11 protein-coding genes and 3 pseudogenes are annotated in these 15781 nt (G+C 65.9%); 7 read left to right on the forward strand and 7 right to left on the reverse strand.

The genetic code is table 11. From position 1 onward, the window contains the following. Positions 1-68: 68 nt before the first annotated feature. On the reverse strand, positions 69-866 hold the full coding sequence (locus L1080_RS33950) for a PaaX family transcriptional regulator (RefSeq protein ID WP_250776721.1): 798 nt from the start codon (positions 864-866) through the stop codon (positions 69-71). A 213-nt stretch (positions 867-1079) separates the two neighbouring features. Here L1080_RS33950 and L1080_RS33955 point away from each other — a divergent pair, with 213 nt between their 5' ends. Genes L1080_RS33955 through L1080_RS33970 form a run of 4 tightly spaced genes read left to right on the forward strand, consistent with a single transcriptional unit; the run spans position 1080 to position 5824 of the window. After that, on the forward strand, positions 1080-2429 hold the full coding sequence (locus tag L1080_RS33955) for an MFS transporter (RefSeq protein ID WP_250776720.1): 1350 nt from the start codon (positions 1080-1082) through the stop codon (positions 2427-2429). Between the two features lie 21 nt (positions 2430-2450). Beyond that, entirely contained in the window at positions 2451-3182 is a 732-nt protein-coding gene (locus L1080_RS33960; protein ID WP_250776719.1) for an alpha/beta fold hydrolase, read from the forward strand. A 34-nt stretch (positions 3183-3216) separates the two neighbouring features. After that, positions 3217-4323 carry an NAD(P)-dependent alcohol dehydrogenase gene (locus tag L1080_RS33965; protein ID WP_250776718.1) on the forward strand — a complete coding sequence of 369 codons (1107 nt, stop codon included), beginning with the start codon at positions 3217-3219 and terminating at the stop codon, positions 4321-4323. 55 nt (positions 4324-4378) lie between these two features. Continuing rightward, positions 4379-5824, forward strand: a complete 1446-nt coding sequence (locus L1080_RS33970) for an aldehyde dehydrogenase family protein (protein WP_250776717.1) — start codon at positions 4379-4381, stop codon at positions 5822-5824. Between the two features lie 1539 nt (positions 5825-7363). Here the strand turns inward: L1080_RS33970 and L1080_RS33975 are convergent. From L1080_RS33975 to L1080_RS34000, 6 genes and pseudogenes are all read right to left on the reverse strand, one after another. Further along, positions 7364-7690 (reverse strand): annotated as a pseudogene (locus L1080_RS33975) (transposase); the annotation flags it as partial. Positions 7691-7738: 48 nt separating this feature from the next. Continuing rightward, on the reverse strand, positions 7739-8788 hold the full coding sequence (locus L1080_RS33980) for a site-specific integrase (RefSeq protein ID WP_250776716.1): 1050 nt from the start codon (positions 8786-8788) through the stop codon (positions 7739-7741). A 563-nt stretch (positions 8789-9351) separates the two neighbouring features. Beyond that, the gene (locus tag L1080_RS33985; protein WP_250776715.1) at positions 9352-9669 is read right to left on the reverse strand and encodes a helix-turn-helix domain-containing protein; all 318 of its coding nucleotides are present in this window, start codon (positions 9667-9669) and stop codon (positions 9352-9354) included. Between the two features lie 2 nt (positions 9670-9671). Beyond that, positions 9672-10724, reverse strand: coding sequence for a tyrosine-type recombinase/integrase (locus L1080_RS33990; protein WP_250776714.1), 1053 nt, complete (start codon positions 10722-10724; stop codon positions 9672-9674). A 143-nt stretch (positions 10725-10867) separates the two neighbouring features. Next, positions 10868-11574, reverse strand: a pseudogene (locus tag L1080_RS33995) (IS256 family transposase); the annotation flags it as partial. 148 nt (positions 11575-11722) lie between these two features. After that, a pseudogene (locus L1080_RS34000) lies at positions 11723-12001 on the reverse strand (ATP-binding protein); the annotation flags it as partial. Between the two features lie 165 nt (positions 12002-12166). Between L1080_RS34000 and L1080_RS34005 the strand changes: the two are divergent. The 3 genes from L1080_RS34005 to L1080_RS34015 all read left to right on the forward strand — a co-directional run bounded on the left by L1080_RS34005 (position 12167) and on the right by L1080_RS34015 (position 15291). Beyond that, positions 12167-13378 carry a tyrosine-type recombinase/integrase gene (locus L1080_RS34005; RefSeq protein WP_250776713.1) on the forward strand — a complete coding sequence of 404 codons (1212 nt, stop codon included), beginning with the start codon at positions 12167-12169 and terminating at the stop codon, positions 13376-13378. Positions 13379-13516: 138 nt separating this feature from the next. Then, positions 13517-14281 (forward strand): tyrosine-type recombinase/integrase, encoded by a 765-nt coding sequence (locus L1080_RS34010; protein ID WP_250776712.1) that lies wholly within the window; start codon positions 13517-13519, stop codon positions 14279-14281. A gap of 20 nt (positions 14282-14301) precedes the next feature. Continuing rightward, positions 14302-15291, forward strand: a complete 990-nt coding sequence (locus L1080_RS34015) for a tyrosine-type recombinase/integrase (RefSeq protein WP_250776711.1) — start codon at positions 14302-14304, stop codon at positions 15289-15291. The last annotated feature ends 490 nt before the right edge of the window (positions 15292-15781 follow it).

Raw genomic sequence — 15781 nt, forward strand, 5'->3', positions numbered from 1 at the left:
TGGCCCGGATCTCGGGCGAACTCTCACTCAACTATGTAACACGTTAGGCGGATGAGTCAAGATTTTTGTTACATGTTGTCAGCGATGTGGACGACGAATTCCTCGGAACCTGCGCGCAGCGTGTCGTGGCATTCGGTGAACACCTCATGGGCGTCCCGGCCACGCCAGCCCGGCGGTAGAAGCGATTCGGGGAGGTCGGGGTCCCGGAAGGGATATTTCCGATACTCCTGGATCAGGTGCATTCGCTCGATCAACGCCTCAGCCCCGCCCAGCCCGCGGCGGTAGCGCACGAGCCGGGGTTGGAACTCTTCGATGAAACCCTGATAGTCGGTGCCGAGTTCCCGCAGGTCCCAGCACCGTTCGGCGATGAGTCGGTCACTCGGCAGGCCCGCGGTCTGGCTGCGCAGGAACTGAATATGGAGTTCGTCGTCGCCGGAAAGCATTTCGCGCAGCTGCTTTTCGCGATCGTGCGGCGAGAACCATGCCGTTCCGCCGTGGTAGCCGAATCCCCACCAGGTCAATGCGGTTTCGATTCGCTTACGCCGCTCTCGATCGAGACTGGACTCGTCGACGAGCGCCTGCGTCCAGGTGCGGTTCCACTCGTCGAAGTGTCGTTCGAAGATGCGGGTGCGGCCGTCGTCGAGCAGGTGCCAACTCTTGTCGTTGAGCAGGTACGACACCTCGCGCCCATTCTTCGCCGAGTCGAACCACCCTTCCTTGCGCAGGCGTGCCATCACCACCCGCACCGTGGCCGGCTCGACGCCGAAGACCCCCATCAGCTCGGTCAGGGCCCCGAGCTTGGCTGCCCCCCCGGTGTAGCGGAAATATTCGCCGTACAAATCGAACACGAGCGCCCGTGGTCGCATGTGTGCCATCCCTTCGCCCGTGATCGAAACTCTCGTCGTCGACCAGCATATGTGTCATCGGTATTGACATCTTATCGAATCATGTCACATAGTGACTGTGCTCACATAGCAACGTGCGGGCGTACCGGGCCGATCAGCACCCAGCGTCTGACCCCCACGCCCTGATCGGACGTCCCGTCATTGCCTCCACACCCCCACATCCGGAGGAAACAGTTGACCCCCCTGACCACATCCGCACCCCACGGCCCCGGCGCCCGGCGTTCCAGCGCTTCGATCGTCGCCCTTTGCTTCGTGATCATCGTCTACGACGGATACGACCTGGTCGTCTACGGCGCCACCGTGCCCTCGCTCCTCGCCTACGAGCCGTGGCACCTCGATGCGGGCCAGGTCGGTGCGATCGGGAGCTACGCGCTCGTCGGCATGCTGCTCGGCGCCTTGTTGTCGGGGTGGCTTGCCCCCCGGATCGGCGCCCGCGCCATCATCCTCGGCTCGCTGATCTCCTTCTCCGTGCTCATGGGCCTGACCGCGCTCGCCCCCAACCCCGAGGTGTTCGGCCTGCTGCGCTTCCTCGGCGGTCTCGGCCTCGGTGGTGTCGTCCCCACCGTCATCGCACTGACCGTCGAGTACTCACCGCCGTCGCGCCGGCAATTCCACAATGCGCTCATGTACAGCGGCTACTCCGTCGGCGGCATGCTCTCCGCCCTCGCCGCGCTGGCACTTCTGCCGGAGAACAGCTTCCGGATAATGTACGCCCTCGGCCTGCTGCCACTGGTGACGATCGTGCCCCTGGCCTGGCGGTACCTGCCCGAATCCGCCGCATTCCTGGCCGGCAAGGGCCGAACCAGCGAAGCGCGGACGCTCGCCGACACGTTCGGCATCGACCTTCCCGCACCGTCGGCCACCACGTCGAACGGCAGCATGGCGGCGCTGGTGACCGGCCCCCGCCGGATCCCCTTGCTCCTGCTCGTCGTCGCCTCGTTCTGCGGCCTACTCCTGGTCTACGGGGTCAACACCTGGTTGCCCAACATCATGCGCCAATCCGGTTACTCCCTCGGGAGCTCGCTCAACTTCCTGCTGATGCTCAACCTCGGAGCCATCATCGGCGCTCTCCTGGCATCGCGAGCCGCTGACCGATTCGGCAGCAAACCGGTGACCGTCACTTCATTCGTGCTGGCTGTGCTCTCAATACTCGCGCTCGGAACAGGACTACCGGTTGCTGCTGCCATGGCCGTGGTCGCTGTCGCCGGACTCGGCACCGTCGGCACCCAGATCCTCGTCAACGGCTACGTCGCCACCTACTTCGGTGAGAACGAGCGCACCGCCGCCCTGGGACTCTCACTCGGACTCGGCCGCGTCGGCGCCATCTTCGGCCCGATCCTCGGCGGCTGGATCGCCTCCTCCGCCCTCGGAGTCGAATGGAACTTCTACGCGTTCGCGGCCTTCGCCGCGCTCGGCTGCCTCGCCGTCACCCTCGTCAGCCGCTCGGCCGCAAGCACGCCTTCGCCGAGCAGCGTTCCCGCCACCTCGCAGCTCACGGCCTCGGCATCGTCGGAACGACTCTGACGCCCCTCGATTGGAGACATCATGTCCACAACCTTCGTCCTCGTCCACGGCGCCTGTCACGCCGGCTGGTCCTGGCGTCCCGTGGCCGGCTATCTGCGCGCTCAGGGACATCGCGTGTACACGCCGACCCTGCCCGGACTCGGCACCGAAGACACGAAATCCGACATCCACCTCGCCGACTCGGTCGATTACCTGGTCGACTACGTCGAGAAGCGGGACCTCACCGACGTCGTCCTCGTCGGACACAGCTGGGGCGGCTTCCCCGTCTCCGGCGCCTCCATCCGACTCGCGACACGCATCTCCCGGTTGGTCTACTGGAGCGCGTTCGTTCCCCAGACCGGAGAGTCGCTGATCGATCTGTGCCCATCCCCCTACGGCGACATGTTCCGCGCCTCGGCGGCAGCCTCCACCGACAACTCGGTGACGTTCCCGTTCGAAGTGTTCTGCGCCGCCTTCATGCAGGACGCATCCCCCGAGACCCAACGCATCGTCTACCCACTGCTCGAAAGCCAACCGTTCCACACCATGAACGAGTCCCTCGACCTCGACGAGTGGGAACGGCTCCAACTGCCCTCTAGCTACGTGCTGTCCAAGGATGACCTCGCCCTGCCGCCCGGGGAATTCGGTTGGGCCCCTCGCTTCACCGAACGGCTTCCAGGCGCACCCGTGATCTACACCCCTGGCAGCCACGAATCCCAGATCACCCAGCCGGAGCCGCTCGCCGCCGCCCTCGTCGAGGCCGCAGCGAGCTGACCGGATAGCCGTTCATTCCGAGAGAAGAGAGTTCATGACCACGACCGTCACCGCCGCCGTCGCCCGGACCACCGGCGAACCACTCACCATCGAGCACCTGCAGCTCGACGGGCTGCGTTCGAACGAGGTGCGGGTGCGAATGGTCGCCACCGGCATCTGCCACACCGACGCCATCGTGCGCGACGGCATCTACCCCCCCCCTCTCCCCGCCGTCCTCGGCCACGAGGGTGCCGGCGTCGTCGAGGCGATCGGAGAGGCAATCACCACCGTCGATGTGGGCGATCACGTCGTCCTGTCCGCCGCCTACTGCGGGCACTGCAGGCAGTGCAGGTCCGGTCGAATGGCATACTGCGAGAACCTCTTCGAAGAAGATTTCGGCGGACACCGACACGACGGCACGACGGCACTATCGGTGGACGGCGCACCGATCTCCTCCCACTTCTTCGGGCAGTCCTCGTTCGCGACGCACGCCAACGTCGTCGAGACCAGCGTCGTCAAGGTCGATCCCGGAGCGCCACTCGCCACCCTCGCCCCGCTCGGCTGCGGCCTGCAGACCGGTGCCGGCGCCGTCCTCAACGACCTGCGTCCCGAGCCGGGAACCTCCCTCGTGGTATTCGGGACCGGCGCCGTCGGCTCGGCCGCGATCATGGCAGCCCGCGTCGCCGGATGCACCACCGTTATCGCCGTCGACCTCCACGATTCCCGGCTCGAGCTCGCCCAGCAGACCGGCGCCACGCACACTGTCAACGCCGGCACCGTCGATGTCGTCGACGAACTGAAGAAGATCACGAACGGGGACGGCGTCGACTACGCCATCGACACCACCGCGGTACCGGCGGTGCTGCGCCAAGCCGCCGACTCCCTCGGAATTCGAGGAACACTGGCCCTCGTCGGTGCGGCCGCCCCCGGCACCGAGGTGAACTTCGAGATCGGCGCATCGCTGGTCAAGGGGTGGACGTTCAAGACGATCATCCAGGGCAGTTCGGTGCCCCAGGTGTTCATCCCCCGATTGGTCGAACTGTGGAAACAAGGCAGATTCCCGTTCGACAAGCTGATCCGCACCTACTCCCTCGCCGACATCAACACCGCGTTCGCCGACTCCGCGGACGGGTCGACGATCAAGCCAGTTGTCGTGTTCTGAGCACACCCCCGCACCGGCAAACCCCAATCCCCGCAACCAGCCAAGGAGCAATCTCATGACCACCACCCACGATGTCCTGTCGATCGGCCACCTCATCGGCCACACCCTGACCGACGTCGACAACTGCGACGAGGTCCGTGACCCCGGCCGCCTCGACGACATCGTCGCCCGCGTCGCAGTCGGCACCCCCGCCGATGTGAACCAGGCGGTGGAACTGGCGCACCGAGCGTTCACGTCGTGGAGGAACGTCCCGCCCACCGAGCGGGCTCAGCTGTTGCTCCGCGCCGCAGACGTGCTCGCCGACTGCGCGGAGGACCTCGCGCCGCTGCTCGTCCGCGAGCACGGCGGTGTGCTGTGGGAAGCTCAAACCGACTTCGCCCTCGGCACTGGTGTTCTCCAGCACACCGCGAGTCTCGTCGACGGGTTCTTCACCCCCGTCCAGTACGACGACGAGCAGAGCTTCATCAGCATCGAGCGCGTTCCCCGCGGCGTCGTCGCAGCGGTCGTGCCGTGGAACATGCCCGTGGTGCTGACCATGATGAAGCTCGCGCCCGCGCTCGCGACAGGCAACACCATCGTGCTCAAGCCGTCTCCGTTCGCGCCTGCCGCGCTGACCCTGGCCTTGCAACGCATCGCGCAACAGCTTCCCGAGGGTGTGGTCAACGTCGTCCACGGAAACGCGGACGTCGGACAGGCACTCACCTCCCATCCGCTGGTGCGCAAGGTCGGCTTCACCGGCGGCACCGCCACCGCCCGGCACGTCATGGCCTCGGCCGCAGGCACGATCAAGAATCTGACCCTCGAACTCGGTGGCAACGACCCGGCGGTCGTCCTCGACGATGTCGACATCGATGCCGCTCTGGACCGGATGCTCAAGGGTGTGTTCACCCGATCCGGGCAGATCTGCTTCGCGGTCAAGCGCATCTACGTACCCCGCTCGCTGTATGGCACCTTCGCCGACGCCTTCTGCGAACGAGTCGACCAGTACGCCGTCGGACACGGCCTGGACGAAAACGCCAGCTTCGGACCGCTGAACAACAAGGCCCAGTTCGACAGCGTCACGAATCTGATCGAGGGGACGAAGAACTCCTCCGCGACGATCTTCCAGCTCGGAAAGAAGCTCGACTCGGCCGGTGACGGGTACTACGTTCTCCCGCACGTGGTTCGCGACGTCGAACACTCCGCGCCGATCAGTAGTTGTGAACAGTTCGGACCCGTCATCCCCCTCATCGCCTACGACGACGAAACTCAGGTCGTGGAGTGGGCGAACGATTCCGAATACGGGCTCGGCTCATCAGTCTGGACTACCGATATCGATCGCGGGCTTTCAATCGCGCGTCAAATCGAGGCCGGCAGTACGTTCATCAACTCGCACGCATTCGAATCCCTCGACCTGCGTATGCCTTTCGGCGGTGTCAAGCAGAGCGGTATCGGACGGGAGTTCGGCGAAGCGGGCATGAGCGAGTACGTCGAGGACCACGCGATCCGCGTCGTAAAGTAGCTGACCCAAGAGTGTGGCGGTGCGTTCGTCATCACGAGCACCGCCACACTCGGCACACTTGCATCCGCCGGTTCCTGGTCGCTCCACTGCTGCACACGGGCGGCGAATGGACCGGGCCGGGACCGGCACCCGCATGACAACTCCGGACCACGAGGTCTTACCGAACACGGACGTACGCATGGGTGTGCTGATCCACTTCCGAGCGCTCCGGCGTGCCGCCGCTCTTGACTCACCAACCGCAATGTTTCGAGGAATTCGAGCGCCCAATTCAAGTATCGTCGCAAGTCACAGCAGATGTTCGGCCGCGCTTTCAGATTGGAACAACTACGGCACCTGTGTCCCCTTCCATGATGGTGCCAAGCAAGTGGCGCACGCCACACCACGCGAGACCGAAGGAACATGTGCCATGGATGCAACCGCCCACGATCAGGTCCAGGAGCTCGACGCCCTCGTCGTCGGAGCCGGATTCGGCGGATCTACATGCTGTACAAGCAACGCAACGAGCTGGGCCTCGACGCCGTCGCCATCGACAAGGCCGGCGGAGTCGGTGACACCTGGTACTGGAACAAGTATCCCGAAGATCTGTCGGACCCCTAGGGCTTCGTCTACCAGTACTCGTTCGACCAGGACCTGTACGAGCAGACCCCGTGGAAGACCAAGTTCGTGACCCAGCCCCGAGATCCTCGAGTACCTCAACGGCGTCGTCGACCGGTACAGCCTGCGTGAGCATATCCAGCTCGAAACCGGCATGACCGACGCCGAATTCGACGAGACCTCGGGCACCTGAACCGTGCGGACCGACCGCGGCGTGACGTACCAGTGCCGGTTCCTGGTCACCGGCCTCGGTCTGCTTTCCGCGACGAATATGCCCAGCTTCCCGGTCATCGAGACGTTCGAGCGCCGCCTGGTGCACCGGCGCGTGGCCCGAGGACCTGGACCTGACCGGCAAGCGGGTCGGTGTCATCGGTAACGGATCGACCGGCAACCAGGTGATCACCGCCAGCGCCCCGATCGCCGCGCATCTGACATCGTTCGAGCGCACCCCGCAGTACAGCGTGCCCGCCGGTAACCGCGAGCTCACCCCGGAACAAATTCAGCATCACCGCGACAACTTCGACGCGATCCTGGGACCAGGTCCACAACTCGAGCACCGCCATAAGTTTCGTAGAGAGCACCGTCGAGACCTTCAACCTCTCCGCAGAGGAACGCGAAGCCGTGTACGAGAAGGCGTGGAACGAGGGAGGCGGGTTTCGGTTCATGTTCGAGACGTTCGGCGACATCGCCACCGACGAGGACACGAACGAAGAGGCGGCAAAGTTCATCCGCCGCAAGACCGCCGAAATCGTCACGGACCCGGAGACCGCCCGCAAGCTCACCCCCACCGACCTGTACGCGCGGCGGCCGCTGTGCGACTCGGGAAACTACGAAACCTTCAACCGCCCCATCGTCACACTGGTGAACGTCAAGGAGAACCCGATCGCGAAGGCGACAGTGAAGGGAATCGTCACCGAGGACGGCACTCTCCACGAACTCGATGTCCTCCCAGGCGTTCTGCCAGAGCCGGATGATCGCCGGATACCGCGAGCCCCACTTGCCGGTGAACTCGTCGAACTGCTCCCGCGCCGCAGCCTCGTTTGCAGCGGTATAGATCGGTCGCAGATCCCGTGACATCTCGTCCCAGTATCTGCGGGACGCGTACCGAAACGTGTTGCGGAGCAGATGAATGACACATGTCTGGACAATCGTTCGATCCCACACCGCGGTGATCGCGTCCGGCAGGCCCTTCAGCCCGTCACACACCACAATGCACACATCGGCGACACCTCGATGCTTGAGCTCGGTGAGGACGGCGAGCCAGAACTTCGCAAAAGCGCACATGTTCGCGCGAACGTGTGCGAGGTGGCGCCTGAACTGTCACGGGTTCGGCAGGCGGGCGGTGTCGACGTGGTCGAAGAGGTAGGCGATGACTGCCTCGTTGGTCATGCCGTAGGCGGCGGCGACGAGTTTGGCGTCGACCGTGCCGACGAGGTCGACCAGTCGGGTGGAGCGCAGGATTCTGGGTTGGATAGCGACCGCGCGCAGGGTGTGCTTGACGTAGCTGTCGGAGGCGGCCGTGCGGGTGGCCTTGGTCTGCATGGTGATCAGCACATGGGGGTTACCGCTGCTCAGGTTCCGCCGGTGCTGCAGGCAGCGGTGCAGCGCGGTCCAGGTCCACGGGTCCAACGGAGTGGGATGCGGTCGACGCCCCAGCCTGATGCGGCGCTGGTCATGGTCGATGTCGTCGTCGGTGAGGTGCTGCAGGTCCTGGGTGGTCGCGCCGTGCAGCAGGGCGGCCAGCCCGACGAACGCCTCATGCGGGTGCACGTCGGGGTCGGTGCTCCATCGCCGGAACAATTCGCGCTGGCGGTCGACGGGAAGCGTCGGTCCGCGGAATGCCATGGTCTGCGGCGCTTGCACCCCTGCGGTGGGGTCGATGAGCAGCAACCGTCGGCGCAGCGCGTAGCGGCAGAACTGCCGCACACCGGTCAGATAGAAGGAGCGCCGGCGGGGATGCGCGTGCAAGAACGCTTCGACGTCGCCGACATCGACGACGGCCCAGTCGGTTTTGCCGCGGCGGGTGGTCAGAAACTCGGTGAAGTCGCGCAGGGCGGTCAAGCGCGCTTCGAGCGTGGCGTGCCCGCGGGGCTGGGTGCCGGTGCGGCGGGCGCGGTCGCGGCCGGCGACCAGGTGCTCGGCGAATCCGGCCACGGCTGGTCGCAGGGGTGCGGGGACCGCGTCGATGCGGGACTGGCGGCGGACGGCGGCGCGGCGTTCGTCCCGGTCCGGCGGCAGAGCCAGCTTGCTCGCGGTGAGGAAGTCCTCGAGGGCCCGCGCGAGCGGCACATCGGTGGCGACAGCGTCCAGCAGTGCCTGCGGATGCACCGGGGCATCGTCGGTCAGGTGTTTGCCGAGTCGGGTGAGCATGGCGCACGCGCGGCTGGGGTGATGGCGGCCGACCAGGTAGGCGGCGAAGGTACCAAGCCAGCCTGGCGGAGTAGGCAGTGCTTCGGCGAGATTGGCGGCGCGGACGGCAATCCTGTGCGGCGAGCGTGCCCAACAGGGTCGGCACCGTCCGGCACCGTAGAGCCGGGTGACCCGGCCGCAGTCGACGCAGACCGCATCCGGATTCGGTGGCCGGCCCGGATGTGAACACGGGCCGCACCAGCCGGTGTCGGATCGCAGTATCCGGCGTTTGCTGCAGCGTGGGCAGTCGGCTCGATCGGCGTCTCGCCGTTGCCGTCGGAGACATTCCTTGCACAGGTCACGGTCGACGAACAACACCGGGGCCTGACACTGTCGGCAGGTGCGCGAGCAGCGCACGCAACGACCGGTGCCCGGCTGCAGGACCCGGTCGGCACCGCAGCCCGGGCAACGATATTTGACCGGAGCGTGCGAGGCCGCCCAGTGGCAGCGTGCACACAGGTCACGGTCGGGTTTGCCGACCGCGCGGCCGCAGCGGCGGCAGTCCCGGATCCGGCGGGTCATGCTCAGATCGGCGGCATCGACCGGCCTCGCCGCGACGCCTGTGTGTCGTTCGCCGCGATCTTGGCCGGGTTCGATGAGATCGGTTGTGTAACTGGGGTGGTATCGATGTCGAACAGGTCGTTCGGTGTGCAGTCCAAGGCGGTGCACAGCGCGATCAGGGTGGTCAGCTTGAGCTGGCTGGGTTGTTTGGTGAACAACGCCGACACCGATGCCGAGGACAGTTCTAATCCGGCCTTCTCGGCGAGCAGCCGTTGCAGCTGGGTGCCGGTCCAGACCTCGCGGTGGGCGGCGGCCATCCGGAGTTTCCATCTGATCTGCATGCTCACTCCTGGCCGGTCAACTCGGTCAGCGTCGACGAGATCGCGCGCTGGTAGGCGTCTTCGATGAACGTTTCGGACGGGCGCACGTACCGCATGGTCGACGCGACCGTCCAGTGGCCTAGGAGTTGTTGGATAGCAACGAGATCCACTCCTCGCTCGTAGTTGTGGGTGGCGCAGGCACGGCGCATCGCGTGCGGGCTGAACCACTCCGCTTGCGGCCGTCCTTCCACGCTCATCAGGTGCCGCAGCCGGTTGCGGATCGTGGCCGCGGCCATCCGGCCGCCGGACTCGTCGCACAGCAGTACCGAGCTGTCCGGGAACCGGCCACGCACGTCATTGAGATACCAACGCAGCACCAGATCCAGCCCGTCCAACATCGGCACCCACCGGGGCCGGGGCCCGGATCCCCTGGCGCCCTTCCCGAACCGCACATGCAGCTTGCCGAACGTGCCGCGCCCGAAGTGCACGTCGCCGCGGTCGAGCATCACGACCTCCTCGGCGCGCAGCCCGGCGTGATACAGCGTGCGGAACAACGCATAGTCCCGGGCGGCCGGGCCGTACTTGCGGGCGGTCGCAATCCGCGCCTTGAGGAACTCGAAGAACGCCGCCACCCGCTCCGGCGCCGGCGGCGCCTCCGCGGCCGGTGCGTCGTCGCTGACGTGGCGCGCGGCGTTGAACTCGTCCAGCGGACAGGCCAGCCGCACCCCGAACGCTGCCTCGATCTCCGCCGCTTTGCGGACCTCGAGGAACCGGTGAAAGCCCTTGAACACTTGCAGATAGTTCCGCCGCGTCGACACCGCCCGGCCCGAGCTGGCCAGCTCGCCCACCACCCGGTCGACATCGGCGGCGGTTACCTCCCATACCGGCCGACCCAGCCCCGCGAGCATCCGCTCCAGCACACCGACATCGTTCGCGATCGTCGAGTCCGCGAATCCACGCACGGTCCACGACGCGACGAACGCCTCCACGCATTCGGCCTGGAACCGCAGCGGATCTCGCGTCGCCACGACCGGCGTGACCTCGCCCGGGATCACCCGCAGTCGCCCGTCACCCACCGCACACCTTCCTCACACCTGGGGTTTCATGGCGGTACCTTAACTTGCGGGCTTACACCTCGAAGATCAACGACACGCCGATCAGTGGGAAAACCTCAGGCAGCAGCACGAAACTCCGGAAAGGAACCTGTGCGCGTTCCATATCCCTCACCACCGTCACCGGCCCATAGCCCCAGGATGTCGCGTTCCCCGTTCACAGTGACGCCGATCGCGACATAGATCGGCCGGTTGGTGACCTGACCGTCCCGGACCTTGACATGGATGGCGTCGATGGAGATCACCGGGTACACCGGGTACACCGGGTCCAGGGGCCGGACGGACCATTCGGCCATCTCCGCGAGGACTTTGTCGGTGGGGGTACCTCCCTGCACGAAGTGCTTGGGGGAATCTTGCTGATCGTCTCCCTGGACACCGAGGCGCCGTAGACGTCATCGAAATGGGCGACGATCTCACCTGTGGTGAGGCCTTTCGATGAGAGCGACAAGATGATCTCGTCGACACCGGTGAGCCGTCTCTGTCGTTTCTTCACGATCTGGGGATCGAACGAGGCATCGGTATCACGGGGTACTTGGATTTCGACCGGTCCGATCTCCGTCAGCACCGTTTTCGCTCGTCTGCCGTTGCGGGAGTTCCCTCCATTTCTCCCTTCGACCTGGTGTTTCTCATAGCCCAGATGCTCCTCCATCTCTGCCTCGAGAGTGGTCTCGAGCACGTTCGCGGTGAGTTGGTTGAGCAGTCCGTTCGGCCCGACCAGTTCCACGCCGTCAGCCTTGGCCTGCGCCAGCAGTTGCTGCGCCAACTTCTGGTGATCGATCTTCGTCTGATCCATAGGATCGAGTGTCTCGGTCATGATTCCGCCTTCCCGCCAAGCAAAGCTCGGCGTGTCGGCCAGACTCAGATCAACCGATTACCGGACAGTCCCCCCAGGGGTGTCCTTCACGTAATTCCCCTGCTCGGGCGTGCTGAGTCGAGGGTAACCCGAGCGGGTGGGGTGCGGATCAAGTTGCGCTGGCGGTGCGGTGTCCGGGTCGTTTTCGGGGTCGGTAGGAGGGTCCGTCCATCAGGGTTTGATGGCTGGTGTTGATGAGCCGGTCGAGGAGGGACTCGGCGACGACCGGGTTCGGGAATAGCGGATACCAGTCCTTTGGGGCGCGGTTGCTGGTCAAAATGAGGGGTTTGCCGGCGATCGCCCGGTCCGAGACCAGGTCGTAGAGGTCGTCGGACTGGGTGGTGGTGTGCTGGCGCATCGCGAAATCGTCGAGTAATCCCGACATCGGGATTACTCGATTTATCCCGACCACGGAATTATCCCGATACGGGTATGGAAGCGGCGGTATTGATGCAGGTGGGTGCATCTCCGGATGAATTCGGGTCGGGATAATCCCGCGTGTTCCAGGCTCTGTCGGTGGGGCAGGTTGCTCCACCGACGGAGGAGGTGTCCGATGGGCACGATTTCATGGATGCGTGGTGCGGGACCGCTGGTGCCGTTCACGGAGGGCTTCGAGGAGGAGTTGCGCAGACTCGGGCACCGACCCGGCGCCATCCGGCACCACATGGTGTTGATGGGACAGCTCGATCGATGGCTGACCGGCGAGGGTCTTGCGGTCGAGGACCTGAGTATTGCTCTGGTGGAAGGATTCTTGGCATCCCGGCGGGCGAGTGGTCGTCGGCGGGTGCCGACGGTGGCGACCGTGGCGCGCCTGTTGGAGTATCTGCGGGAGCTGCAGGTGGTACCGCTCGAGACGCTGGCGACGCCGACGAGTCGTGATGAGATGTTGGTCCGCTATCGCCACCATCTGATTGTTGTGCGGGGACTGGCCCCGACCACGATTCGACGCTACGAGCGGTTCGCGCGCCGATTCCTGGCGGGTCGGGCATCGCGCACCGGAGACGAGATCGGTATCGGGAATCTGACCGGCACGGATGTCGCGGACTGGATGCTCGAGGCCGGTTCGCGGCTGACGGTCGAGTCGGCCAAGCGAGAGGCCGCCGATCTGCGGGCGCTGCTGCGCTTTCTGTATCTGGACGGGATCCTCGAGACGGACCTGGGTGGCGCCATGCCGCCGGTGGCGAGCTGGCGCGGTGCCCGATTACCCGCGACGATGAGCGCCGCCGACGTGGACAACCTGTTGGCCGGATGCGATCGCAGCATCGCGAGTGGACGGCGAGACCGGGCCATCTTGATGCTGCTGGCGCGGCTGGGTCTGCGCTCCGGGGAGGTGGCCGCCCTTCGGCTCGGCGACGTCGACTGGCGGGCCGGGGAGATCGTGGTGCGGGGCAAGGCCCGCCGCCGCGATCGTCTCCCGCTCCCCGTCGACGTCGGTCAGGCCCTCGTCGACTACCTCACCGACGGGCGCCCGGTGTGCGGGTGTCCGCAGTTGCTGCTCACCATCTACGCGCCTCCACGGCCCATGCACCCGAGCACGATCACCGGGATCGTCTACCGTGCGTGTCGGCGAGCCGGCCTGGCACGGGTCGGTGGTCACCGGCTCCGGCACGCGCTGGCGACCGAGCTGCTGCGCCAGGGTGCCGATTTGATCGAGATCGCCCAGGTGCTGCGTCAGTCGGATCTGGGGACCACCTCCGGCTACGCCAAGATCGATCGGGCCGTGTTACGCACGGTCGCCCAGCCCTGGCCCGGGACACGGCGATGAGCGCGCTCCGCCGAGCAGGCCGAACAGTACCTGCGGCTGCGCCGAGCCCTGGGACACCGGCTCGATGAGGCCGCCCGACTGCTTCCCCGCTTCGTCGCCTACCTCGACGCGGCCGGCGTCACGACGATCACCGTCGACGTGGCCCTGCAGTGGGTGCAACGTCCCGATGCCGATCCCACCAGTTCGGTGTGGGCGCGGCGGATGACCGTGGTGCGCGGCTTCGCCCGCCACATGTCCGGCATCGACCCCGCCACCGAGATCCCCCCGGTGGGTTTGATCGTCTTCCGGCAGCACCGGCGGCCCCCGTTCATCTACTCCGCCAACGACGTCGAGGCGCTGATGGCGCAGGTACCCCGCCTCGTCCCGACACCGCTGCGGGCCGCCACCTTCGCCACCATGATCGGACTGCTGGCGGCCACCGGCATGCGGATCGGCGAGGTGATCGCCCTCGAACACGGCGACATCGACTGGGCCGAGGGAGTTTTGATCGTGCGCAACACCAAATTCGGCAAGTCCCGAGAGCTGCCCCTGCACCACACCACCGTCGATGCCCTGGCCACCTACCGGGAGATTCGCGACCGGCACGTGCCCACGCCCGGTCGCTCGACGTTCTTCGTCTCCGCCAAAAAGATACCGATCATCTACACGGACTTCGGGGCCACGTTTCGTGCACTGATCGCCGGTTCGGGTGTCGGCGCCGACGCACCCCGGCCTCCGCGGATCCACGATCTGCGGCACTCGTTCGCCGTCGCGACGCTGGTGCGCTGGTATCGGGCCGGTGAGGACGTCGGTGCCCTACTGCCGAGCCTGTCCACCTACCTCGGCCATCTCACCCCGACCTACACCTACTGGTATCTGTCCGCGGCACCCGAACTCTTGGACCTCGCGGCCACCCGCATGTAGAAGGCAAGGGGGACAAACAGATGACCGCGTTGGCCCCCACCATGCAACGGTTCTTCACCGAACGGATGATCAAGCAGCGTCAGGCCAGCCCCGCCACCATCCGCTCCTACCGCACCACCTTCCGGCTCCTGCTGACCTTCGTGCAGGACCGCACCGGCAAGGCCCCCGCCACGCTCGACTGGACCGATCTCGATACCGAGGTGATCTCCGCGTTCTTGGACCACCTCGAAACCGACCGGCACAACAGTGCCCGCAGCCGCAACGCCCGACTCGCCGCACTGCGGTCGCTGTTCCGCTACGCCGCTCTTCGCCACCCCGAGCACGCCGCGCTCATCGCCCAGGTCCTGGCGATTCCCCAGAAACGTCACGACAAGGCCGACGTATCATTCCTCGAACCCGACGAGGTCGAGGCCGTGCTCACCGCCCCCGACCCGCACCGGTGGGAGGGCCGACGCGACCGTGCCATGCTGACCCTGGCCGTCCAGACCGGCCTGCGACTGTCCGAGCTGACCGCACTGACCCGCGGCGACATCGAACTCGATCGTCACCCGCACGTCCGGTGCACCGGCAAGGGACGTAAACAACGAGGTGTCCCCCTGACCTCTACCACGGCGGCGATCCTGCGAGCATGGCTCCGAGAGCGAGGCGGCACCCGCACGGACCCCGCCTTTCCGACTCGGACCGGTCGCCGGCTCAGTGACGACGCGGTCGAAGCGCGTCTCGCCCTCCACAAGACCACCGCCGCCCGGCGTTGCCCCTCCCTGATGGCCAAACGACTCACCCCCCACGTGCTCCGTCACACCTGCGCCATGACCCTGCTTCGGGCAGGCGTCGATGTCGCGGTCATCGCCCTCTGGATGGGACACGCGGACATCCGCTCCACCAACGCATACCTCCACGCCGACATGAGCATCAAGGAACGCGCCCTGGCACGAACAACCCCGCACACCTCCAAACCGGGCCGCTGCCGTCCACCCGACAACCTGCTCGCATTCCTCGAAAGCCTGTAATTATCCCGACGACATGTCACGCCCACACACCCCAGAACCCCACCCGAACAACACATCCGGGTCACCACCCGATACCCATGTCGGGATAATTCCGTGGTCGGGATAAATCGATTAATCCCGACATCGGGATTAATCGATGACTTCGCGATCCGCCGCGGTGACGTGTACGGCCTCCTCATCTAGACATGGTCATAAGCAGGCCGATCGATCTGCTCGCCGCCCGTATCTCTGACCGCGTCGCTACTCGCTGCCGGACCATCCCTGCGCTGAGGCGGTGCCGTGGCCGCGTCGAGGGCGCCTATGCCGAAGGCATCCGATCCGGTCCTCCGGACGGCCGACCGCTGGCATCTGTGGCATGACTTAGCTTAGGCGAGGCGGTGAAGAGACCGTCACGCGTCCCAGCGCCGACCTGCGTCTACCCGTCGAGGACACCTCGGATGTCACCATTGGGGTCGACAAGTGCGCCCACGCCGCGAGCGAGCCGATCGAC

This window comes from Rhodococcus sp. MSC1_016, from assembly GCF_023667485.2.
Taxonomy (GTDB): domain Bacteria; phylum Actinomycetota; class Actinomycetes; order Mycobacteriales; family Mycobacteriaceae; genus Rhodococcus_F; species Rhodococcus_F oxybenzonivorans.